Annotated in this window: 24 protein-coding genes; 13 read left to right on the top strand and 11 right to left on the bottom strand. The window is 33.5% G+C overall.

Annotated features, from left to right (window positions below; translation table 11 throughout):
* The first annotated feature begins 198 nt into the window (after positions 1-198).
* Together ASG22_RS00115 and ASG22_RS00110 are read left to right on the top strand one after the other, a co-directional pair.
* On the top strand, positions 199-783 hold the full coding sequence (locus tag ASG22_RS00115) for a Crp/Fnr family transcriptional regulator (protein WP_055978716.1): 585 nt from the start codon (positions 199-201) through the stop codon (positions 781-783).
* A 57-nt stretch (positions 784-840) separates the two neighbouring features.
* Entirely contained in the window at positions 841-1344 is a 504-nt protein-coding gene (locus ASG22_RS00110) for a GNAT family N-acetyltransferase (RefSeq protein ID WP_055978712.1), read from the top strand.
* A 32-nt stretch (positions 1345-1376) separates the two neighbouring features.
* On the opposite strand, the gene ASG22_RS00105 is transcribed toward ASG22_RS00110, so the two are convergent.
* From ASG22_RS00105 to ASG22_RS00065, 9 genes are all read right to left on the bottom strand, one after another.
* Entirely contained in the window at positions 1377-2111 is a 735-nt protein-coding gene (locus tag ASG22_RS00105; protein WP_055978709.1) for a hypothetical protein, read from the bottom strand.
* A gap of 56 nt (positions 2112-2167) precedes the next feature.
* Positions 2168-3529, bottom strand: coding sequence for an MATE family efflux transporter (locus ASG22_RS00100; protein WP_055978706.1), 1362 nt, complete (start codon positions 3527-3529; stop codon positions 2168-2170).
* Positions 3530-3659: 130 nt separating this feature from the next.
* Positions 3660-4844 carry a sigma-54-dependent transcriptional regulator gene (locus ASG22_RS00095; protein WP_055978703.1) on the bottom strand — a complete coding sequence of 395 codons (1185 nt, stop codon included), beginning with the start codon at positions 4842-4844 and terminating at the stop codon, positions 3660-3662.
* A 59-nt stretch (positions 4845-4903) separates the two neighbouring features.
* On the bottom strand, positions 4904-5560 hold the full coding sequence (locus tag ASG22_RS00090; RefSeq protein WP_055978699.1) for a YggS family pyridoxal phosphate-dependent enzyme: 657 nt from the start codon (positions 5558-5560) through the stop codon (positions 4904-4906).
* A gap of 123 nt (positions 5561-5683) precedes the next feature.
* A complete protein-coding gene (locus ASG22_RS00085; RefSeq protein ID WP_055978697.1) occupies positions 5684-6550 on the bottom strand; it encodes a polysaccharide deacetylase family protein in 867 nt (288 codons plus the stop codon).
* A gap of 129 nt (positions 6551-6679) precedes the next feature.
* Complete coding sequence (locus tag ASG22_RS00080; RefSeq protein ID WP_055978695.1) at positions 6680-7408, bottom strand: DUF72 domain-containing protein; 729 nt, start codon at positions 7406-7408, stop codon at positions 6680-6682.
* Position 7409: 1 nt separating this feature from the next.
* Positions 7410-10253 carry a heavy metal translocating P-type ATPase gene (locus ASG22_RS00075; RefSeq protein ID WP_055978691.1) on the bottom strand — a complete coding sequence of 948 codons (2844 nt, stop codon included), beginning with the start codon at positions 10251-10253 and terminating at the stop codon, positions 7410-7412.
* 146 nt (positions 10254-10399) lie between these two features.
* Positions 10400-10960, bottom strand: a complete 561-nt coding sequence (locus tag ASG22_RS00070; protein ID WP_055978688.1) for a helix-turn-helix domain-containing protein — start codon at positions 10958-10960, stop codon at positions 10400-10402.
* Entirely contained in the window at positions 10957-11358 is a 402-nt protein-coding gene (locus tag ASG22_RS00065) for an acyl-CoA thioesterase (RefSeq protein WP_055978685.1), read from the bottom strand. The genes ASG22_RS00070 and ASG22_RS00065 overlap by 4 nt, the downstream gene beginning before the upstream one ends.
* 415 nt (positions 11359-11773) lie before the next feature.
* On the opposite strand from ASG22_RS00065, the gene ASG22_RS00060 reads away from it, so the two are divergent.
* Positions 11774-12202 carry an RNA recognition motif domain-containing protein gene (locus ASG22_RS00060; protein ID WP_055978682.1) on the top strand — a complete coding sequence of 143 codons (429 nt, stop codon included), beginning with the start codon at positions 11774-11776 and terminating at the stop codon, positions 12200-12202.
* 116 nt (positions 12203-12318) lie between these two features.
* Here ASG22_RS00060 and ASG22_RS00055 read toward each other — a convergent pair whose 3' ends face one another.
* Positions 12319-12792 carry a BlaI/MecI/CopY family transcriptional regulator gene (locus ASG22_RS00055; RefSeq protein ID WP_055978679.1) on the bottom strand — a complete coding sequence of 158 codons (474 nt, stop codon included), beginning with the start codon at positions 12790-12792 and terminating at the stop codon, positions 12319-12321.
* A 9-nt stretch (positions 12793-12801) separates the two neighbouring features.
* Positions 12802-13404, bottom strand: a complete 603-nt coding sequence (locus ASG22_RS00050; RefSeq protein ID WP_055978676.1) for a phosphatase PAP2 family protein — start codon at positions 13402-13404, stop codon at positions 12802-12804.
* A gap of 127 nt (positions 13405-13531) precedes the next feature.
* Between ASG22_RS00050 and pdhA the strand changes: the two genes are divergently transcribed.
* The 10 genes from pdhA to ASG22_RS00005 all read left to right on the top strand — a co-directional run bounded on the left by pdhA (position 13532) and on the right by ASG22_RS00005 (position 21591).
* Positions 13532-14533, top strand: a complete 1002-nt coding sequence (pdhA, locus tag ASG22_RS00045) for a pyruvate dehydrogenase (acetyl-transferring) E1 component subunit alpha (protein ID WP_055978673.1) — start codon at positions 13532-13534, stop codon at positions 14531-14533.
* Positions 14534-14615: 82 nt separating this feature from the next.
* On the top strand, positions 14616-16235 hold the full coding sequence (locus tag ASG22_RS00040; RefSeq protein ID WP_055978668.1) for a pyruvate dehydrogenase complex dihydrolipoamide acetyltransferase: 1620 nt from the start codon (positions 14616-14618) through the stop codon (positions 16233-16235).
* A gap of 293 nt (positions 16236-16528) precedes the next feature.
* Complete coding sequence (locus ASG22_RS21440; protein WP_262483937.1) at positions 16529-16660, top strand: hypothetical protein; 132 nt, start codon at positions 16529-16531, stop codon at positions 16658-16660.
* Positions 16661-16762: 102 nt separating this feature from the next.
* The gene (locus ASG22_RS00035) at positions 16763-17431 is read left to right on the top strand and encodes an ABC transporter ATP-binding protein (RefSeq protein WP_055978664.1); all 669 of its coding nucleotides are present in this window, start codon (positions 16763-16765) and stop codon (positions 17429-17431) included.
* A 13-nt stretch (positions 17432-17444) separates the two neighbouring features.
* Positions 17445-18026 (top strand): murein L,D-transpeptidase catalytic domain-containing protein, encoded by a 582-nt coding sequence (locus tag ASG22_RS00030; RefSeq protein ID WP_055978662.1) that lies wholly within the window; start codon positions 17445-17447, stop codon positions 18024-18026.
* 9 nt (positions 18027-18035) lie between these two features.
* Positions 18036-18797 carry a DUF6263 family protein gene (locus ASG22_RS00025; protein WP_055978659.1) on the top strand — a complete coding sequence of 254 codons (762 nt, stop codon included), beginning with the start codon at positions 18036-18038 and terminating at the stop codon, positions 18795-18797.
* Positions 18798-18816: 19 nt separating this feature from the next.
* Positions 18817-19494: a RadC family protein gene (gene radC, locus ASG22_RS00020; protein ID WP_055978656.1), complete on the top strand. Its 678-nt coding sequence runs from the start codon at positions 18817-18819 to the stop codon at positions 19492-19494.
* Positions 19491-20357 carry a hypothetical protein gene (locus ASG22_RS00015; RefSeq protein WP_055978653.1) on the top strand — a complete coding sequence of 289 codons (867 nt, stop codon included), beginning with the start codon at positions 19491-19493 and terminating at the stop codon, positions 20355-20357. Before radC ends, ASG22_RS00015 begins: the two co-directional genes overlap by 4 nt.
* An 87-nt stretch (positions 20358-20444) precedes the next feature.
* Positions 20445-20957 carry a hypothetical protein gene (locus tag ASG22_RS00010; protein ID WP_055978650.1) on the top strand — a complete coding sequence of 171 codons (513 nt, stop codon included), beginning with the start codon at positions 20445-20447 and terminating at the stop codon, positions 20955-20957.
* Between the two features lie 22 nt (positions 20958-20979).
* Complete coding sequence (locus tag ASG22_RS00005) at positions 20980-21591, top strand: inorganic pyrophosphatase (protein ID WP_055978648.1); 612 nt, start codon at positions 20980-20982, stop codon at positions 21589-21591.
* Positions 21592-21828: the final 237 nt, after the last annotated feature.

The following is a 21828-nucleotide window of genomic DNA, read 5'->3' as shown; positions in this document are numbered from 1 at the left end:
AAAACTCATTCAAATTTTGGATGAGTTTTTTCTTTTAATTATTTCCGGAAAGTACTATTAAAGCTTATTTTAAGTATTTTAAAATAATGGAAGTTATAAAAGAATTCATATTATATTCACGTTAGTTTTTGTAATTTTCTGCCAACAAAAAGTATTATAAAATAATCCTTTGAACGGATATTTATTCAGAATAAAATTATGTTAAGAACCAATCAGCAATTTTTAGATTATTTAGAAAAGTTATATCATAACCAGGAGCATAAAGATAACATTATTTTAGAATCCTTTGATAAAGGAGAAAAACTACTGAAACAAAATGAAGTTTCCACTAAAATTATGTTGATAAAAAGTGGAATTACAAAATGTTTTTTCGTGGAAGAAAGTGATAAAGAATACATCGTTGAGTTTCTTGGGAAAGGAGAAATTATCGGTGAAATAGAAGTTATTAAAAATGTTTCCTGTATTTGCAGTATAGAAGCCATCACCGAGGTCAGCGCATATTCTATGACGATTCCTTATTTTCAGTCCTTAATTAAAAGTGATTTAACATTAAATAATTTACTGCTTGATGTTTTTGCGGAACGTATTTTCAACACTTCAAACAGGGCATCTTACCAACAGCTTCATACCACAGAGCATACATTATCTCAGCTTTTAGAATTGAGAGCAAAAGAAATGGAAATCTCAAAAGAAGATATGGCGGCATATTTGGGAATTACGGTAAAAAGTCTTAACCGAACTTTAAAAGAGTTTGAGAAAAAAGAAAGTAAAAATCAGGAATAATTCAAATACAGTATAAAGGAATCTTCCTGTATCTTTGCATAAATATGTCTTAATCTGATGCAAGAATTACAGTTCAGAAATGCAAATAAAGAAGATTTACCAAAAATTGTAGAAATCTATAATTCTACTATACCTTCAAGAATGGTAACTGCGGATACGGAAAATGTTTCTGTAGAAAGTAAATTGGAGTGGTTTAAACAGCATAATTCTGAAACCAGACCTCTTTGGATGGTTGAAGATCAGGAAAACGAAATCGTTGGTTGGGTGAGCTTTTCATCGTTTTATGGAAGACCTGCTTACCACGCAACGGTTGAATTAAGCATCTACATGGATGAAAACTGTCGTGGAAAAGGTTTTGGAAAGAAAGTTCTTCAATATTGCATTGACAATGCAGGAAAATTTGGGGTTAAAACATTATTAGGTTTTATCTTTTTACATAATGAACCGAGTTTGAAATTGTTCAGACATTTTGGTTTTACAGATTGGGGAGTTTTACCTGATGTAGCAGTTTTGGACGGTGTGGAAAGAACTTTGGTGATTTTAGGAAAGAGGATTAATTAGGTCATTGCGAAAAGCGAAGCGACGAAGTAATCTCAAAAATATTCACCATCGATTAGATCTAAAAATATTGTTGTTTTACTTTTTATTTCTGAAATAATATTTTCATTTTTATTACTTTCTTTCATCATCCAATATTTATTTTCATTCCATTTAAAATCACGATTAATTCCGGATCCGTGCTGTGTTATAAATCCCCAAAACCAAAGATCATCCCAAATTTCAATTTTATCTCCTGTATAATATGTATGTAATAAATCATTAATTTTTTTAAAATTCCAGTTAGTCTTTTGAATTCTGTTAAATATGGAAATTATAACAAAATCAACAGGTAAGAAAAATTTGTCATCTGATGAAAATTGTGGAACGTCATCCCAAATTGAAAGTCTTTGAGAATATTCTTTATTATGTAAATGAAATATGATTTTTGTGAATAAGGCAGATGTTTTGTCACCCCATCCTTTTTGTCTTCTCATCCCTTCAAATAAAGATTGATAATTTTTTTTGCTACTTGGATTTATTTTTTCTACAAAATTATTGAAAGAGCTAAATGAGTTTTTATCACCTAATATTTGCTTGAAGAAAGTAGACAGTTCATTAATCTTAGGCTTATTCTGTGTTGAAGCTATATTGTAAAGAGCTGATGTAAGTTTATCTTCTTTTGTTTCAAAAGGAAGAATAATTGAAGAATAATATTTTTCCTGTAATTCTTTATTGTATTTTCTATTTTCTTTTAGAAATTGAAAAATTTCATTTAGCTTGTGTTCCATTCTAAAATTTATTGATTATAAGTATGAAAAGCGATCCAAAAGACCGCTTTACAATATTAAAAATTTTGTTTCACTCTCTTTTCCGACATATTTAAAAATCGTTTGACAAGCATTACAGCAGAAATCGTTAATCCTAATCCAAGAGCGATCCACATTCCAAATGCTCCCATTTTCATCGTTACGCAAAGGAAATATCCCAAAGGGATAGTAATCACCCAATATGCAATGAACGTATAAATTGAAGGGATTTTGACGTCCTGCAAGCCTCTCAACATTCCCAGAGCCGTTACCTGAATTCCGTCTGATAACTGGAATAAAGCAGCAATAATCATTAATTTTGAAGCTAAAATAATAACTTCAACTTCTTCTTTTTTAGTGAAAAATGTCGGCAGAATATTTCTTCCTAAAATAAAAACAATTCCGCAGATGCACATGAAAATAAATGCAATTTTCAAATTATTAATGCCGACTTTTCTTAATTCGACAAAATTTTGTTCGCCCAATTTTCTTCCGATCATCACTGTTGAAGCAACACTGAAACCGATACATAAATTAAAGGTAAATGAAGCCATACTCAAAGCAATCTGGTGAGAAGCAATATCATGAGCCGAAATCAATCCACAGATGAAAGCGGCACCTGCAAAAGCAGTAACTTCAAAGAACATCTGTAGCGCCGTAGGAAAACCTAATCGGATCATTTTTTCAAACATTTCTCTTGTGAAAACCTGAATTTTTAAAGAAAAGTCTTTAATATATTGTCTTGTCTTTTTCTCTTTTAAAAGAACAAAATAAAGAAAAACAACCATAAAGATTCTGGCAATTAAACTAGCTAATGCAGAACCTTTTACACCCATTTCCGGGAAAATCCACAGACCTTTAATAAAGACATAATTTAAAACAATATTAATGATATTGGCAATAATCGTTGCTTTCGTAACCCCAATGGTATAAGATAAACCTTCAGAAACTTCTCTCAACGTCTGAAAAGCCATAAACGGAACAATACTGATTGCCATAATTCCTAAAAAGTCTACTGTATCCGGAATAATTTTCGCCGGCTGACCAGAATGATAGAGTAGAGGTAATCCCAACAGTAGAACTCCCATTAAAATAATTCCCACGGTCATATTAATGATGAATCCATGACTGAAAACGGAGTTGATTGTTTTATGTTCACCCTTCGAATGAGCTTCTGAAACCAAAGGCGGAATGGCAAAAGAAAATCCCAATGCCAAAACAAACATTGAGAAAAATACCGCATTTCCCAACGAAACGGAAGCCAAAGCATCAGCTCCCAATAATTTTCCTACAATAATATTATCGAATAAGTTCACTGAAACCTGCCCAACCTGTGTCAACATCACAGGAAGAGCGAGTGTCAGGCACTCTTTTGTATATTTTTTATTTAAAAAGTTCATAATAGTTTATATTCATGTAGTTGTCACCCAAATTTGCTTAAAGTATTTCTTTCTTAGTTAAGAAAATCCAAAAAAAAAGATTTGCAGTATCATACTGCAAATCTTTATATATTTAAAAATAATTATTACATTATTTCCTTACAAAACTTGCAACATCTTCGGCAGAAACGGTGTTTCCTCCTAAAATAATTAATCTCTCCACAACATTTCTCAACTCCCTGATATTTCCTGTCCATGAAAGTGCTTTCAATGCTTCAATAGCTTTTTCGTCAAATTTTTTCACAGCAGTACCATGCTCATCAGAAATCATAACTGAAAAATGATCTACCAAAAGTTTGATATCTTCTTTTCTTTCATCCAATGGCGGAACATAAATTTCGATAACAGAAAGTCTGTGATAAAGGTCTTCTCTGAATCTTCCAGCCTCAATTTCCACCTGCATATTTTTGTTGGTTGCTGCAAGAACTCTTACATCTACCTTAATTTCTTTGTCACTTCCCACAGGAGAAACTTTGCTTTCCTGAAGTACTCTCAATACTTTTGCCTGAGCAATCAGACTCATATCTCCGATTTCATCTAAGAAAATTGTACCTCCGTTCGCTTGTTCAAATTTCCCTTGCTTGTCTTTAATTGCTCCTGTAAAAGAACCTTTTACGTGTCCGAAAAGTTCAGATTCAATCAATTCTGAAGGAATAGCAGCACAGTTAACTTCCACCATCGGACCTCTTGCTCTTTCACTTTGATTGTGAATGGCATGAGCTACCAATTCTTTTCCGGCTCCATTCGGACCAGTAATCAAAACTCTTGCATCAGAAACAGCGACCTTTTCGATCATATTCTGAATTTTCTGCAAGCCTTCTGATTCACCGATCATTTGGTACTTTTTGTTAACTTTTCGCTTTAAAGTTTTATTTTCTGTCTGAAGATTTTTATTTTCTTTTTTCAAAGTTTCTTTTGCCAAAGCATTTTTCACACTCGTAATCAATCTGTTGATGTCAATTGGCTTAGAAATGAAGTCGTATGCACCTTCCCTTAGACAAGATACGGCAGAATCAATATCTGCGTGTCCTGAGATCATGATGAATGTAGATTCAGGTTTTAATGTCAAACTTTGTTTTAAAAGTTCGGTTCCTGAAAGTTTTGGCATTTTGATATCAGAAATAATCAATGCGAAATCTTCTTTTTCTACATATTTATAGCCTTCAAGTCCATCTTCTGCGATAAAGAATTCATAATCAGGAAGTTCATCGGAAAGAATGCTGTGAAGTACTCCGGAAATTGCTTTTTCGTCTTCTACAATAAGGATTTTTTGCATAGTTGCAAATTTAGATTTTTTTGATTGATTATTAGCAAAAACTATACCTAAATCATTTATTATATGTAATTTCTACTGCCGAAAATCGCAGAACCTACTCTCACAGAGTTGGCTCCACATTCTATTGCAATCGGGAAATCATCACTCATTCCCATGGATAATGTTTCTAACGATTTTAGTTGATTTAATTCATCAAAAATGGTTTTCAGCTTTAAAAATTCATTACGAACCTGAGTTTTGTTATCAGTAAAAGTTGCCATTCCCATCAAGCCTGTAATTTCAACATTAGGGAATTCTACGTTAATATATTTTTGAAACAAATCTTTTGCTTCATCAATCTCCAATCCGAATTTACTGTCTTCTTCAGCAATTTTTATCTGAAGCAAAACTTTGATTTTGCGATGATGTTTTCCTGATTCTTTATTGATTTCTAATAATAATTTTTCAGAATCTACACTTTGAATGGTATCGATAAATTCAGCAATATATTTTACTTTATTAGTCTGTAAATGACCTATCAGGTGCCATTGAATATCTTTTGGTAGAATAGGCTGCTTTTCTAATAATTCCTGAACTTTATTTTCTCCAAACACTTTTTGTCCGAAATCATAAACTTCCTGTATCGCTTCTGTAGGATGTGTTTTTGAAACAGCAACCAACTGTACATTTTCTGGAAGTTGATTTTTTATATTTTTGTAATTTTCTTGTAAGCTCATAATTGCAAATTTCTGAATTTTAAAGGCAAAAAACTAATGAATTTGATATTTTGTATTACATAACAAGTTTAGACCAATGAAAAAAGCCTGATTGTTATGATACAACCAGACTTTTTTTAATCATTAATTTAAAACCTCATTAATCTTCGGATATTCCGAGATTTTTCTAAAAACAAACCGGTTGGTTTTCTGTAGTTTTTCAATAAATAAATCCAGTTCATTTACAGAATCTGTATCGCTTAAATACTGATCATGCGTAAGAAAAACCAAGTGTCTCGAAGTTTTTTCCAGATCATTAAAGAATATACTGTCGATTCTTTTCAGCATCATTTCGTGATTGCCTTTTAACGCCATTTTATTGGTCGGTTTCCATTCAAGATCCCAACCAATAACTTTATAACCTGCTTTTTTCAGTTGATCTGCAGCGGCAGAAGAACTTTTAATATCGGTATTGGTAATATTGTTCAGTCGCCAGATATTTCTTCCCGGTGTTCTTGCGATGTAATCTTTCAATTGTAAACTGTCTTTGGCGGCATTAAAATCCTGAACAACCACTTGTGGATTTTTATAAAAATCTGAGTATTTATTATGAGCGTGCGTGTAACTGTGATTGGCAAGTTCTACCAATACATCTTTTCTCAAAAGTTCAAGATCATCTTTTTGTTTTGTGCTTCCAGAAGCATGTTTTCCGACTAAGAAAGCGGTTGCACATACATTCCTTTTGTGAAGAATTTTCAGGAGATTTTCGGTTCCGCGGTTGGGTCCGTCATCGAATGTCAGATAAATTACTCTTTTGTCGGAATCAACATTTTCATCATCAATTTTTGGAACTACTTTTGCGACGGGAGGATCTTTCAAAATGACCTTTTCAGAATCAATTTTTTCGCTTTTCACATTACAGCTGTTAGATAAAATCGAAGTTGCACTCATTACTGCAAACATCCCTAGAAAAGTCCTGTTTCTAGACTTTTCCGCAAAAGTTTTTTTCATAAAATTAAATGGAATTTAAATTGTTAAAAATTGTTAATTTTTCTAAATTATTCTTAACAAAAAATATGCCGATTTAATCTGAAATTTTACTTTTTAAGTTTATTTTAATAATTTAATTTTCAGCAGGTTTTATTCTAAAATATTCTTCAAATACAGTGAATTTTTAATAGCTGCAATTCCCCAGGTATTATTGAAAAAGATAAAACTTTTATGTTGATTATTCTTTATTTTTTCAGCTAGATTATTGAGAAATTCTTCGCTGTATTCCGATTTGTAAAGGATAGGTTTTCCGTGAAGTCTGTAATATAAAATCTCAGAATGATTCATGATGATGTCTTCCGGCAGATTTCCCGGAAAACTGACACCTGAAAAAATGACATTATTTTCTTTCAAAATGTCAAAAATTTCATTTTGCCACCAAGATTCATGACGGAATTCTATAACATTTGAAAAATTGAAATCGATGTTTTTAAGAATTAAATCAATATTTTCCTTGTTATTTTTAAATGAGGGCGGAAACTGATAAAGAAATCCTGAAAGTTTTTTGCCTAAATTGGTTTTAATATGATTGCAGAAGTCTGAAATTTCATTTTTACAATCTTTCAATCGTTTTTCATGAGAAATTGTTTTGGGAATTTTAATGAAAAATCTAAAATCTTCCGGAGTTTCATCAAACCATTTTAAAAGAGTTTTTGCCGTTGGTTTTCTGTAAAATGTAGAATTGATCTCAACACAATTGAATTGATGAGAATATAACGAAAGAAAATCTTTACTTTTTGCATCTTCGGGATACAATGACCCTTTCCAATCATTATTATAGAACCCCGAGCAGCCGATGTAAAGATTTTCTTTTTTCATATTATTTTTTGTTTAGATCAACAGAATTTAGCCTCAATGAATTCAAAATCACCGATAAAGAACTGAAGCTCATCGCTGCTGCTGCAATCATCGGAGACAAGAGAATTCCAAAAAAAGGATACAACAATCCTGCCGCAATAGGAACTCCCAAAACATTATAAATAAAAGCAAAGAAGAGATTTTCTTTAATATTTTTTACCAGTTTTTCACTTAACAATTTGGCTTTGGCAACTCCGAGAAGATCGCCTTTTAACAAAGTAATTTCTGCACTTTCGATGGCAATATCGGTTCCCGTTCCCATCGCAATCCCGATATTGGCTTGGGCTAAAGCTGGAGAATCATTGATTCCGTCACCTGTCATCGCAACAATTTTCCCTTCTTGCTGAAGTTTTTTTACTTCATTTAATTTATCTTCAGGTTGACAATTGGCTCTGAAATTTTTGATTCCTAATTCATCAGCAACAGCTTTTGCAGTATGTTCGTTATCACCCGTCATCATGATAACATCAATGCCTTCACTAAATAATTGCTGAACTGCTTTTTTAGAACTTTCTTTAATTTTGTCGGTAAAACTAATAAATCCCAATACTTCATTTTCCTGAGCAATATAAGAAATGGTGTGCGCTTTCGCTTGAATTTCCAATGCCTTTTGCTTAAGGTTTTTTGGGATTATAATTTGATTTGATGTTAATAGACTTTCGTTTCCTACATAAACTGTTTTTCCATTAATATTTCCTTTTACACCTTTTCCTGAAATATTTTCAAAATTATTGACTTTTTCAGAAGTTAAATTTTCATCTTTTGCTTTTTTAATTACGGCATTTGATAAAGGATGTTCAGAATTTTGATTCAATGAATAGGCTAATTTCAGGATTAAATTTTCATCATTATTAATCGTTTCAATATGTTCTACAGATGGTTTTCCTTCGGTTAAAGTTCCTGTTTTATCGGTAATTAAAACATTAACTTTATTCATTTGCTCAAGAGCTTCTGCATTTTTTATTAAAATTCCATTTTTTGCGCCCTTTCCGATTCCGACCATTAAAGACATTGGTGTTGCCAGACCTAAAGCACACGGACAAGCAACAATTAAAACAGCAACTGCATTCACAAAAGCAAACAATGTTTTCTTCCCTTCCGGACCGAAAAACTGCCAAATAATAAAGGTTAAAACAGCAATCAAAATAACTGTAGGGACGAAAACTTTTGCCACTTTATCCGTCAGTTTCTGAATGGGCGCTTTGCTTCGGCTCGCTTCATTTACCATTCTGATAATTTGAGAAAGTAATGTTTTATCGCCTACTTTTTCAGCCTTCATGATGAAAACCTGATTTCCATTAATAGTTCCCGAAGACACTTTATCATTACTATTTTTCTCAACAGGAATCGGTTCGCCCGTAATCATACTTTCATCGACGTACGAATTTCCTTTTGTAATTTTCCCGTCAACAGGAATTTTTTCTCCAGGTTTTACCTTTAATAAATCACCGATTTTAACTTGCGAAAGCAAAACTTTTTTTTCTTCACCATTAATGATGAGATTGGCTTCGTCAGGAGAAAGATTCATTAATTCTCTAATGGCATTTCCTGTTTTTTTATGGGCAGCGGCTTCCATTAGCTGTCCTAAAATTACCAATGTTAAAATCACACAGACCGCTTCAAAATATAAAGGAATTTCATGATGATGACTACGAATTTCGTGAGGAATAATATCAGGAAAAATTAAAGCAACAATACTGAAAATAAATGCTGCCGCTACTCCTAAAATAATCAAACTGAACATATTTAAGTTCCATGTTTTAAACGAAACCCAACCTCTTTTAATCAAAAACCAACCAGAATAAAATAAGACAGGAAGTGTTAAAATCAATTCAATAAATCCCTGAATTTTGCTTGGAATTGAAAAATCGATCAACATTCCACCCATCGAAAGAATAAAGACAGGGACCGTAAACACTAAGGAAATTATGAATTTTCTTTTCAGAATATTGTACGTTTCATCTTCTTCACCATTGTTTTCATCAGGTATTATAATCAGATCCATTCCACAAATGGGGCAATCTCCCGGCTCATGTTTAATGATTTCAGGATGCATTGGGCATGTGTATTGTGCAGCTTTTTTCTCAGGATATTTCACTAAATCCATTCCGCAGACAGGACATCCAATATTACTGTCGTACACTTTGTCACCTTCACAAAACATCGGACAAAAATATTTTCCTGCCATTTCATCAGTTACTTCAGGAGCTTTATAAGTGTGCTCATGATGATGAGAATGACTGTGTGAATGTGTTTCCGTATTTTTAACCAAATCTTCCGTAATTTCTTCCAGATGCATATGACAAACAGGGCAATCTGCTTTTTCATCATATACCTTATCACCTTCGCAGAACATCGGACAGTAATATTTTCCGATATTATCTTTGAAATTCTCAGGCAAATTGGTGGAAGAATAGGTTGGTTTGAAATTAGGATCTTTTGCTAATTTTTCCTCAATCGGAACCAAAAACATATTGCAGGTCGGACATCTTTTTCCCTGTTGAAAATAAACCTTGTCACCTTCGCATTCCATTGGGCAATAATAAACCGATGAAGGAGAAATTCTGTCTTGTGGCTTGATAAAAGATTTTTCAGGATTGTTGGAATCTTCTAATTTATAGTTTCCAATTTCTTCTAAAGCTTTATTTAAAGTATTGAGATCAAATTCTTTATCGGAAATGATGGTTGCTTTTGCATTTTCAAGATCAATATTAGCAGTAATTCCTTCTATATTATTGAGTTTTTCGGAAATTTTTTTCTGACAGCCAGAGCAAGTCATTCCGAGAATTTTATATTGTTTTTCCATGATCCTTATAATTGATAGTACAAATTTCCAAAATGCAAATGGAAATGAGTTATAGTTTTAAGGATAATGTTTATAGAATTCTGTTGTTGAGAATTTAAGTGTGGAAGAATGGTTTAAATTTCAAATGTTAAGTTGCTTAAACTCAATTATACCTGATCCAGCGGCTTCCTATTGTGGACTTTCAGCTTTTTAAATTCGGTAGGAGTAAAGCCTGTGCTGTTGCGGAATTGCGAAGATACGTGCTGAACACTTTTATATCCCAGTTTTCCGGCAATTTCAGTTAAAGTCAGTTCATTATAGAGGAGAAGTTCCTTCACTTTTTCAATTTTTTGAAGAATAAAAAACTGTTCCAATGTAATACTTTCATTTTGAGAAAAAGTTTTTGAAAGCGAACTGTAATCTTTGTTAAGTTGTGAACTTAAAAATTCAGATAAAAGAAAATTATCGTCAATATCAAGTTCACTTATTTTTACAATAATTAAGTTTTTAATTTTCTCTGTAAGTTGATGAACGGAATCTTTTATTCTTTCAAATCCTGTTTCTTCTAAATGTTTTTCTAAAGATTCTAAGTCTTTTTCCAGAATTTCGGATGCTGTTTCAACTTCGCCAAGGTTAATATTTTTAACCTTAATATTCATATCAGTAAAAATATTTTCAACAGCAGAAATGCATCTGCCGCAGACCATATTTTTTATAAAGATTTTCATAGAGGATTTTGGTTGCTTAATCTGTCTTTTACAAATTCAACCTGAGTTTTTCCGTGGGCAGCCGGATTGCCGTCCTGATCCAGGTTTACCATTACAATTCTGTCTACAGTAATGATCGTCTGATGTGTCATTTTATTTCGAACCTGACAAGCTAAAGTAAGCGAAGTAGAGCCGAATTTAGTTACTTCAATTCCTATTTCGATAATATCCCCCTGTTTAGCGGAACTTACAAAATTAATTTCAGAGATAAACTTGGTAACCACTTTTTTGTTTTCCAGCTGAATAACAGCGTATAAAGCTGCTTCTTCATCGATCCACTGTAAAAGTCGTCCTCCGAAAAGTGATTGGTTAGGATTTAAATCTTCCGGTTTTACCCATTTTCTTGTATGATAGTTCATGTCTAAAATTTTGTACTGCAAATTTAACGTTAAAAACTGGCTTTATCAAGTATTTGTATTCACTTATCTAAAGACAATTATTCATTCTCTCAATCGCTATAAAGATTTTATTGGTATTACTTAATATATGATGCTTTGATTTTGGCAATTCATATGTGATATAGATTAAAAAGATCGAATATAGTGGATTATTTAATGTTTTATTATAATTATTTAGTTAAAAATTAATACTTTTTAACAATAATTAAATTTAAGATGGAAAATTGTTGAAATTTTTGTAAAAAAAGTTTTGATATGAAATTAATAGTTGTATCTTGCATCAGTTATATCTGGAATCAATATTTGTTCATTACTCTATGTTGTTTTTCTTTTATAAACCAAATCATTTTTAACATTTTTTAATTTTATTATCAAGATGAACATTTTTGTTTCAAACATCAACTACGCAACTAAAGATTATGAGTTGCAAGATTTATTTTCAGAATTTGGAGAAGTTTCTTCTGTAAAAATTATTACTGACAGAGAAACGGGTCGTTCAAGAGGTTTCGGTTTTATCGAAATGGAGGACGCAGAAGGACAACAAGCTATTGATGCTCTTAACGAGAAAGAATTTAACGGAAAAACACTTAACGTTTCAGAAGCTAAGCCAAAAGAAGACAAGCCAAGAAGAACATTCAACGGTGGTGGAAGCGGTAGAAGCAGCGGCGGATACGGTAGTAACAGCGGCGGAAACGGCGGTGGTGGTTACGGTGGCGGAAGCAGAAGCGGCGGTGGCGGTAGCTACGGTAACAACCGTGGTGGCGGTGATCGTGGCGGAAACGGCGGCGGTGGAAAACGTTGGTAAAAAATATAAGCGGCTCTTGAGCCGCTTTTTTTATGTCTTATTTTTAAGTTTGATTAGTTTTGAATAAAATAATTGTAATTTATTATTTCCAGCAACTATAGTTTAAAAGCAACTAACTAATCATCACTCTTTTTCTTCTTCTTTTTCTTATCTTTTTCCTTCTTTTTGTCTTTCTTAGGTTTTAAGACTTCATTGGCATATTCAAACTTTGGTTCTTTTGTCTTGACAGGTTTTATATCAATTTCCAAATCCGAATTATTGAAATCATCCTGAGAAACCATATTTTCGCTTAACAAAAGTTCTAAAATTTCCTTTCCTGAATCGTTAAAGAAGTGAACAGAAAGTTCTTTTAAAAGAAATTTTCTATATTCTACGAGGGGAACTAAAATGGTATATTTAAAGATTCTTCCTTCTTTTACAGTAGATAAATATCCTTTTTCAACCAATATTTTTAAATAAGTAGAAACGGTATTCTGATGGGGTTTCGGCTCGGGATGCTGTTCCATAACATCCTTTAGATAAAAGGAATCCAACTTCCAGAATAATCGCATGAGGTTTTCTTCGGCTGGCGTTAGGTGATTTATTTTCATATTAAATTCTTACTGTTGAAACTGTATATTGCAATAAAGGTAGATAAAAGATACCATAAAAGCAATTCCGGCGCCCATCAGAACTTCCATTAAGGTATGTCTTTTTAGAATAACTCTTGTAATTCCTACCAACGTGGCAATTCCTAACCATATGATTCCCATGCCTGTACTTAAATTAAAAAAAAGTGCTGCCACAAATATATTGAAAGAAGTATGCATCGAACTTTTAATATAAAAATTACTAATCTGCATTGCGAAAAGCAGTATTAAAATGAACAGCATGACAAAATCGATAATCCCATTCTTAAAATAATTAAAGCCAAGATAAGAAACAACACATACACCGATAAAGATATATAAAGACTTTCTCTGCATACGATTGGAAACATCCATATTCGTATATCTGCCTGTTTTTACGTTCCAGATCAGCCATACTATTACGGGAATCATAATCATCAATAATATCGGAAGAAAATACGAAAGAGAGTCTTTAAAAGAATACTGACGGATGCTTAAATAAATGTAAAACAGTAATAATGAAACAAGCGGGTTGAAAAAATTAGAGATTACTTTTGATATATTATGTATTAACGAAGGCTGTTTTTCTTCCATATTTAAGTTTGATAATGTAAATATAAGACTATAACCAAAAAAACAATTGGTATGTATACAATAAAAACGAAGTTTTTTTTATAATTTTGCTCAACTATTTCATAATAAATAAGCAAGAGCTCAACACATGAAAGAATTTTCTAAAGAGGTATACCTGAAATGGTATGAAGATATGACAATGTGGAGAAGGTTTGAAGACAAATGCCGTTCTCTTTATCTAAAACAAAAAATCAGAGGTTTTTTACATTTGTATAATGGTCAGGAGGCGATTCCTGCCGGTTTCACGCATGCAATGGATTTAACTAAAGATAGCATGATCACTGCTTATAGATGTCACATCCATCCGATGGCGATGGGGGTAGATCCTAAAAGAATCATGGCAGAACTTTGTGGTAAAGCTACAGGTACGTCAGGAGGTATGGGTGGATCTATGCACATTTTCAGCAAAGAACACAGATTCTATGGAGGTCACGGTATTGTTGGAGGACAAATTCCTTTGGGGGCTGGTATTGCTTTCGCAGATAAATTTTTTGACAGAAAAGCGGTAAATATCTGCTTTTTCGGAGATGGAGCAGCTAGACAGGGCTCATTACATGAAACGTTTAACATGGCGATGAACTGGAAGCTACCGGTGATTTTCGTTGTGGAAAACAATCAGTATGCAATGGGAACTTCTGTGAAGAGAACTGCAAACCACGAAGATATTTATAAATTAGGTTTAGGATACGAAATGCCTTGCCTTGCAGTAGATGCAATGGATCCTGAAAAAGTGGCTGAAGCTGCTTATGAAGCGATCGAAAGAGCAAGAAGAGGAGACGGGCCAACTTTCATCGAGGCTAGAACGTACCGTTTCAGAGGTCACTCTATGTCTGATGCTGAGCCTTACAGATCTAAAGAAGAAGTAGCTATCCACAAAAACGACGACCCTATTGAATTAATCAAAGCAAGAATTTTGGCTAATAATTGGGCTACTGAAGAAGAATTGGAAGCTACAGACAATAAATCAAGAGATTTTGTTGAAGAGTGTATCGAGTTCATGGAAAACTCTCCGTATCCTGATGCAGAGAAAGTATATGAATATGTATATTCTCAGGAAAACTATCCATTCTTAGATAAATTAGAAAACTAAAAAATAATAATTAATTTGATATTTGAATTTGAGTTTCCCTAATCTCAAATCTCGAATCTCGAATCTCAAATCAATATAAATTATGGCAGAAGTTATTACAATGCCACGTCTTTCCGATACAATGACGGAAGGTAAAGTGGCAAAATGGCATAAAAAAGTAGGAGATAAAGTAAAAGAAGGAGATATTTTAGCTGAAATCGAAACTGATAAAGCCGTTCAGGATTTTGAATCTGAAGTTGAAGGAACTCTTTTATACATTGGCGTTGAAGAAGGTTCAGCTGCTGCGGTAGATTTAGTTTTGGCGATTATCGGAAACGAAGGAGAAGATATTTCAGGATTAACGGGTGGAGCTGCTGCTCCGGCTGCAGGTGATTCTGAAGAGAAAAAATCTGAAGAAGAGTCTAAAACTGAAAACGAATCTACAAGTGTTGAACAGACTACTGCGGAAGTTCCGGCAGGAGTAGAAGTAATCACAATGCCAAGACTTTCTGATACAATGACGGAAGGAAAGGTTGCTAAGTGGCACAAAAATGTAGGTGATACTGTAAAAGAAGGTGATCTTCTTGCTGAGATTGAAACAGATAAAGCCGTTCAGGATTTTGAATCTGAATTCAATGGTATTCTATTGAAGCAAGGTGTTGAAGAAGGTGGTGCTGCTCCGGTTGATACCGTATTGGCAATTATCGGACCTGAAGGAACAGACGTTTCCGCAGTTGGTGCTACGAAAGCGGCTAGTTCGTTATCAGAAAAACCTGCTGAACAAAAACCTGAAGCCAAGACAGAAGAGAAATCGGTTGCGCAAACTTCAAGTTCTTCATCTACAGACAGAGTGGCAATTTCTCCGCTAGCGAAGAAAATCGCTCAGGAAAAAGGTGTTGATATTCACAGTGTACAGGGTTCTGGTGAAAACGGAAGAATCGTTAAAAAAGATGTTGAAAATTATCAGCCATCTGCGAAAGAGACTGCTTCAGCTCCGGCTGCAAGTCCTGCTGCTGCACAAGTTGCATTAAGCTTCGTACAGGGTGAAGATACAGAAACTCCGAATTCTCAGGTAAGAAATATCATTGCGAAACGTCTTGCTGAAAGTAAATTCTCTGCACCTCACTACTACCTGATGGTAGAAATCAATATGGATAAGGCAATTGATGCAAGAAAAGAAATCAATTCTTTACCTGATACTAAAATTTCTTTCAACGATATGATCATTAAAGCGACTGCGATTGCTTTAAAAAAACACCCGCAGGTAAATTCTAGCTGGGCAGGTGATCAGATCATTCACAGAGGAAACATTAATGTTGGGGTAGCGGTTGCAATTCCTGACGGATTGGTAGTTCCTGTTCTTAAAAATACAGATCAGATGAGTTATACTCAGATTTCTGCTGCTGTAAAAGATATGGCAGGAAGAGCAAAATCTAAAGGTCTTAAAGCAAACGAAATGGAAGGTTCTACATTCTCTATCTCAAACTTAGGGATGTTTGGAATCGAAACATTTACAAGTATCATCAACCAACCAAACTCCGCAATCCTTTCAGTAGGAGCAATTATCGAGAAACCGATTGTGAAAAACGGTCAGATCGTAGTGGGTAATATCATGAAGCTTTCATTAGCTTGTGACCACAGAGTGGTAGACGGTGCTACGGGTGCTCAGTTCTTACAGACTTTAAAAACATATTTAGAAAGCCCATTAACATTGTTACTGTAATTTTCTAAGTTTTTTAAAAATACAAACACCTCTCAATTTTGGGAGGTGTTTTTTATTTCTTATAACCCGTTTTGCATTTTTTTTCATTTTCGTCACTTTGAGTAGATTTTTGAAAAAATAGTATCGAAAAGTTTATAATTTTGGTGATAAAATCTATTTTCGAGATACTCCACTTTGTTACGAAAAAACACTCGACCAGACGAATTCACTATCAAAGTTTGTCACAATATAAACGGGTTTATTAATATCTATTGAAAATTATTCCCCGAAAGTTCCGGAAAACTTTGTTCAGGGTGCAGGAACCTTTCGGAACTCTCCGAAAGTCTGTCGCAGGGGTGATTTTAACTTTCGGACATTCCTGGAAAGCTGGTACTAGGGTGCAACAAGCTTTCGGAGCTTCCGGAAAACCCTTTGCTGGGGTGTAATTAACTTCCCAGAAAATAAGTAATACCTGTTTTCAAATCTAAAATATCATATTATTACTACAATAAGTTGTAAATACAACAATATGTTGCTATTTTTGAATCATGATTAAAGCAAGAAATATCCGTAAATCTTACGGGAATTTAGAAGTATTAAAAGGGGTTGATATTCACATAAAAACTGGAGAGGTTGTTTCTATCGTCGGAGAATCGGGCGCCGGTAAATCTACTCTGCTGCAGATTTTAGGAACGTTGGATCAGCCAACGACTTCCAGTAAATACAATACTGAGATCTCCATTGCCGGCGAATCATTTATTAATATGAATGATAAGCAGCTTTCTAAATTCAGAAACCAGAATATTGGTTTTGTATTTCAGTTTCACCAGTTGCTACCGGAATTTACGGCGTTGGAAAATGTGTTGCTGCCAACAAAAATAGGAGGGGCAAACGAAAAAGAATCTTTAGAAAAAGCGTATGCTTTGTTTGAAGATTTAAAAATCGAACAGAGATTACATCACAAACCCAACCAGTTATCAGGTGGTGAAGCACAAAGGGTAGCGGTAGCAAGAGCTTTAATCAACTCTCCGAAAATTATTTTTGCAGACGAACCGACAGGAAACCTAGATTCTAAAAATGCCGATGATTTGCACCGATTATTTTTTGATTTAAGAGATAAATACAACCAGACTTTTGTGATTGTGACACACAACCCGAATCTTGCAGAAATCACCGACCGGAAATTAGTCATGAAAGACGGAATGATTATCGAATAAAACTGTCCAACACATGATGAAAAACGTTCTTTTTTTATTCCTCTTTTTTATTTCCTGTTCAAAAATTGAATCTCAGGCGACTAATTTTGTTGATGATTTACCTAAATCTAAAATTTTAGAGATCAAGAATTATATTAAAGGGAAAAATTACAATCAGGATCTGGCTGTTTTCATCAATTTTAAAGTTCATTCCGGAAAGTACAGATATTTTGTTTATGATCTTAAAAATGACAAGATCTTGCAAAAAGCGGTCGTTGCTCACGGTGAAGGTTCTGTTGTTAAAAACTCTGATGCTTTACAGTTTAGTAATGTTGATGGTTCTCATCAGTCGTCATTAGGAAAATACGAAATCAGAGAAAGTTACAATGGAAAGTTTGGGAAAGCGTATCGTTTAGACGGCTTGGATGCCTCAAACAGCAATTCAAGGGCAAGAGCAATTGTTCTTCATTCTTATTATTGCATTCCTGACAAAGAATCTGCATATCCTGCTTGTCTAAGTTTTGGCTGTCCGATGCTTTCGAAAAATGCATTCGTGGAAACGGCGAAATATATCGATCCATCAAAAAAGACAATTATTTTATACGCTTTTTATTAAAACTATTACATGAAAAATATTATTATCATTGCTTCGGCTTTATTCACCATTGTATCGTGCGAAAAAAAGGAAGTTCAGAAAGAAAATTTATCACTTAACCTTCAAAAAGGTTTTGAACAGACTTTAATTTATTCCACTTCTACAACGGGAAATAATAACGGCGGAATGAATGACGCTACGGAAGTTAAATATATCATAGATTCTGTAGATAAAGATTCAAATTATTATGTGACAGGGGAGATCATGAGAATGACTTACAACCAAAAGATGTTTGGTGAAGAAATTCATTTTGATTCACGAGAAAATACTAATTCAGATGAAGAGTTTGGAGACGAATTTAAACCGTTAATCAATAATCCGTTTACATTTAAAATTGATAAATACGGGAAAATCCTTGAAAAGCAGAAATTTACGAAAGAGATTTCCGGAGATTTAAATGCAGATCAGTACAATATCATTCCGGTGGTTTTTCCACATGAAGCGATTGAAACGGGATTTACATGGAAGGAGGATACCTCAAACCCTCTTACAAAATCTATTATGCCTGTTTCGAGTAGTTTTACTTATAAAGGTACTAAGGATAATAAGATTGAGGTTGCCCTGAATTCGAAAATGGAGGGTGGAGCTATCATGAAAGATACTGATATCGAAGGGAAATATATCTTTGATGCTAAGACAAAAAGCCTGATTTCCGCTGAAAGAAATATGCCTGTTCAGATGGGTGGCGGTACGGCTAGTTTTACGATTACTCCAAAAGCAAAAGGTTTTTAATTAATTATTTATACAAAAGATGTCCATAAAATTCCTTGCTGAAGACGACAGACCCCGTGAAAAGTTTTTACTGAAAGGTAAAAATTCATTATCGGATTCTGAACTGTTAGCAATTATTATGGGTAGCGGAAACAGAGAAGAAACTGCAGTGGAATTGGCGAGAAGAATTTTAGATTCAGTAAATAATAACTGGAATCAACTTAGCTTACTTTCCGTTAAAGATCTCATGAAATTCAAAGGAGTTGGTGAAGTAAAAGCGATTTCTATCGCAACGGCTCTGGAAATAGGCAGAAGAAGATCGAGTCAGGAAATTCCGGAAAAACCCGTTGTTTCGAAAAGTAATGATGCATATTTGGTATTAAAAAATCATTTGTCAGATCTGAGAACAGAAGAATTTTGGGCAATTTTTCTGAATCAGAGCAATAAGGTTATTCATATTGCACAGTTAACCCAGGGCGGGATTAATCAATCAATTGTGGATGTCAGAATTTTATTTAAAACAGCATTAGATCATTTTTCTACAGGAATTATTATTTCACACAACCATCCTTCCGGAAATCTGAAACCGAGCAAGGAAGACATTGATATTACAAAAAAAATAAAAGAGGCAGGAAATATGTTAAGTATCCAGCTGCTGGATCACTTAATTATTACGCAGAATTCATATTTCAGTTTCGCAGACGAAGGGTTATTATGATTAGAAGATTGAAATACGAATCCATTGATTTTAAAAAATATACTCAGTGTTTAGAGAATTCTGAACAGAAAAATTGGTATGCAAAAAAAGAGGTCTTGGATGAACTTTCAGAAAATTGGGAAGTTTTGATATATCAAGATTATGAAGCCGTTTTACCAGTTCCGCTGATGAAGAAATTAGGATTAAGATTTGTCATTATGCCACTTTTTTGCCAGCAGTTGGGTGTTTTTTCATCAAAAGATAATCGTGAAATTAATGATCAGTTTTTAAAAGCGCTTAGAAAAAATTATAAAATATTTTACTATTCTTTTAATCAGTATAATTCATTTTCGTCTGCTTTAGAACAGCGGAAAAATTATAAGATTCCAATTTCTGATTATGACGTTTTACGAAGAAAAAAGTATTTTAAAGGAAGAAAATCTACTGCAAAATGGGCGCAGCATCTATTCTATAAAGAAATTGAATTGAATGCAGAACATATTTCATTTATAGAAAATAACTTTAAAGGACTTACCAAACAGAAGGATGTTAATAAATTTAAAGAATATCTAAGTTTTCTTAATGAAATGAATTCTCTAAAACTTTGTGCGGCTTATCTGGATGATAAACTGATTAATATTGCGGTATTAATCTCAGAGGAAACTCAACTTTCATTATTGGCTTTAATCAATGATGAAAGGTATAAAAATGAAAACGGACCGTCATTTCTAATTGATAAAATCCTCAATTTATATATTCATGAAAAAACCTTCGATTTCATGGGAAGCAATATCCGTGGCATTGAAGTTTTCTTTAAAAGTTTTGGTGCAGAACTTCAAGATTACAGCTTTTTTGAGAGTCAGATCCTAAAGAAAATTTTATAAAAAAATGTGGTCTTCCCCCTTGTTGCACAAACCAATGTTTTTCAACGATAAATTCAGAAAATATCACTAATTTTGTAGCCTTAAATTATGACAGGTTTTTCAGAATATTTGCCCTATGCATTTGCATTGATTATTGCAATCCCGTTTTTGGTTTTGCTAAGACAGTTTGTGTTTAATTATATACGACTTAAAGAACAGGAAATCAGATTGCTTTCGGTGAAATCCAATTCTGAAAACAAGTCTCAGTCTTATGAAAGAATGACGTTATTTATGGATCGGCTCAAGCCTTCTAATTTAATTCAGAAGTTTGATAAAGGATTGGCAGTTCATGAGTTTATCTTTCTTACAGAGAAATCTATCAATGAAGAATTTGATTATAATTCTTCTCAGCAATTATATATTACAAAAAACTCCTGGAAAGATATTGTTGATTCTAAAAATGCAGTAATTGATTTGCTTCACAAAACATACGATGGTGTAAAAGGAAACGCCAGCCTTGATGAATTCAAAACAATTTTCATCATGAATTATATGGAAAGTGAAGATTATATTTCTGCAACGATAGAAAATTTAAGAAGAGAAATTTTAATAATAACTTAAACTAAAAATAAAAATTTAAATAATGATTCCAAATTTTAAAGCGCATCCATGGCACGGGATTTCTGTAGGAGAAAATGCGCCAGATGTTGTAAACGTTTTCGTTGAAATCGTTCCTTCAGATACCATTAAATACGAAATAGATAAAGAAACAGGATATTTGAAAGTTGACAGACCTCAAAAATTCTCAAACATCATTCCTGCATTATACGGTTTCGTTCCTAGAACGTACTGTAATGAGGCGGTAATGAATTTGGCGATCGAAAGAGGTGCTACAGACGTTACCATGGGAGATCATGATCCTCTTGACATCTGTGTGTTGAGTTCTCACAATATCCATTCAGGTGGTTTATTGATGCAGGCTATTCCAATCGGTGGTTTCAAAATGATCGACGGAGGCGAGGCAGATGATAAAATTGTTGCTGTAATGGTAGACGACCACGCATTCGGACATTTCAGAGATATTTCAGAATTGCCGGAAGCAGAAGTGAAACGATTAATGCACTATTTCTTAACGTATAAAAACTTACCGGATGAGCCTGCAAAATGCAGAATCCAGGAAGTTTACGGAGCAGAACACGCTAAAATTGTGATCAAAGCTTCTCAGCAAGATTATGCAGAAAAATTCGGAGGATAATATTTTTCTCTCGACCATTATAAAAAAGGATAAATGAATTTTCGTTTATCCTTTTTTATGTTTTTTAGGAGCTTTATCCGGCTTTTCGCACTCGCTATTTTTAAAATCCAGATGGATTAAGAAAAAGGAGCAGGCTCAAAAAATGTATAAGGATGTTTATGTTTATGCTTCCAGATACTTAAAAACTATAGATGAAGCTATAAATGAAACCGATTTCCTGCCATCTTTACCCTATTC

Origin of the sequence: Chryseobacterium sp. Leaf405 (assembly GCF_001425355.1) — a bacterium.
In the GTDB taxonomy this organism is placed as follows: domain Bacteria; phylum Bacteroidota; class Bacteroidia; order Flavobacteriales; family Weeksellaceae; genus Chryseobacterium.
Note: the sequence above shows the minus strand (reverse complement) of the source record. Positions and strands in the feature narration are given on the sequence as shown.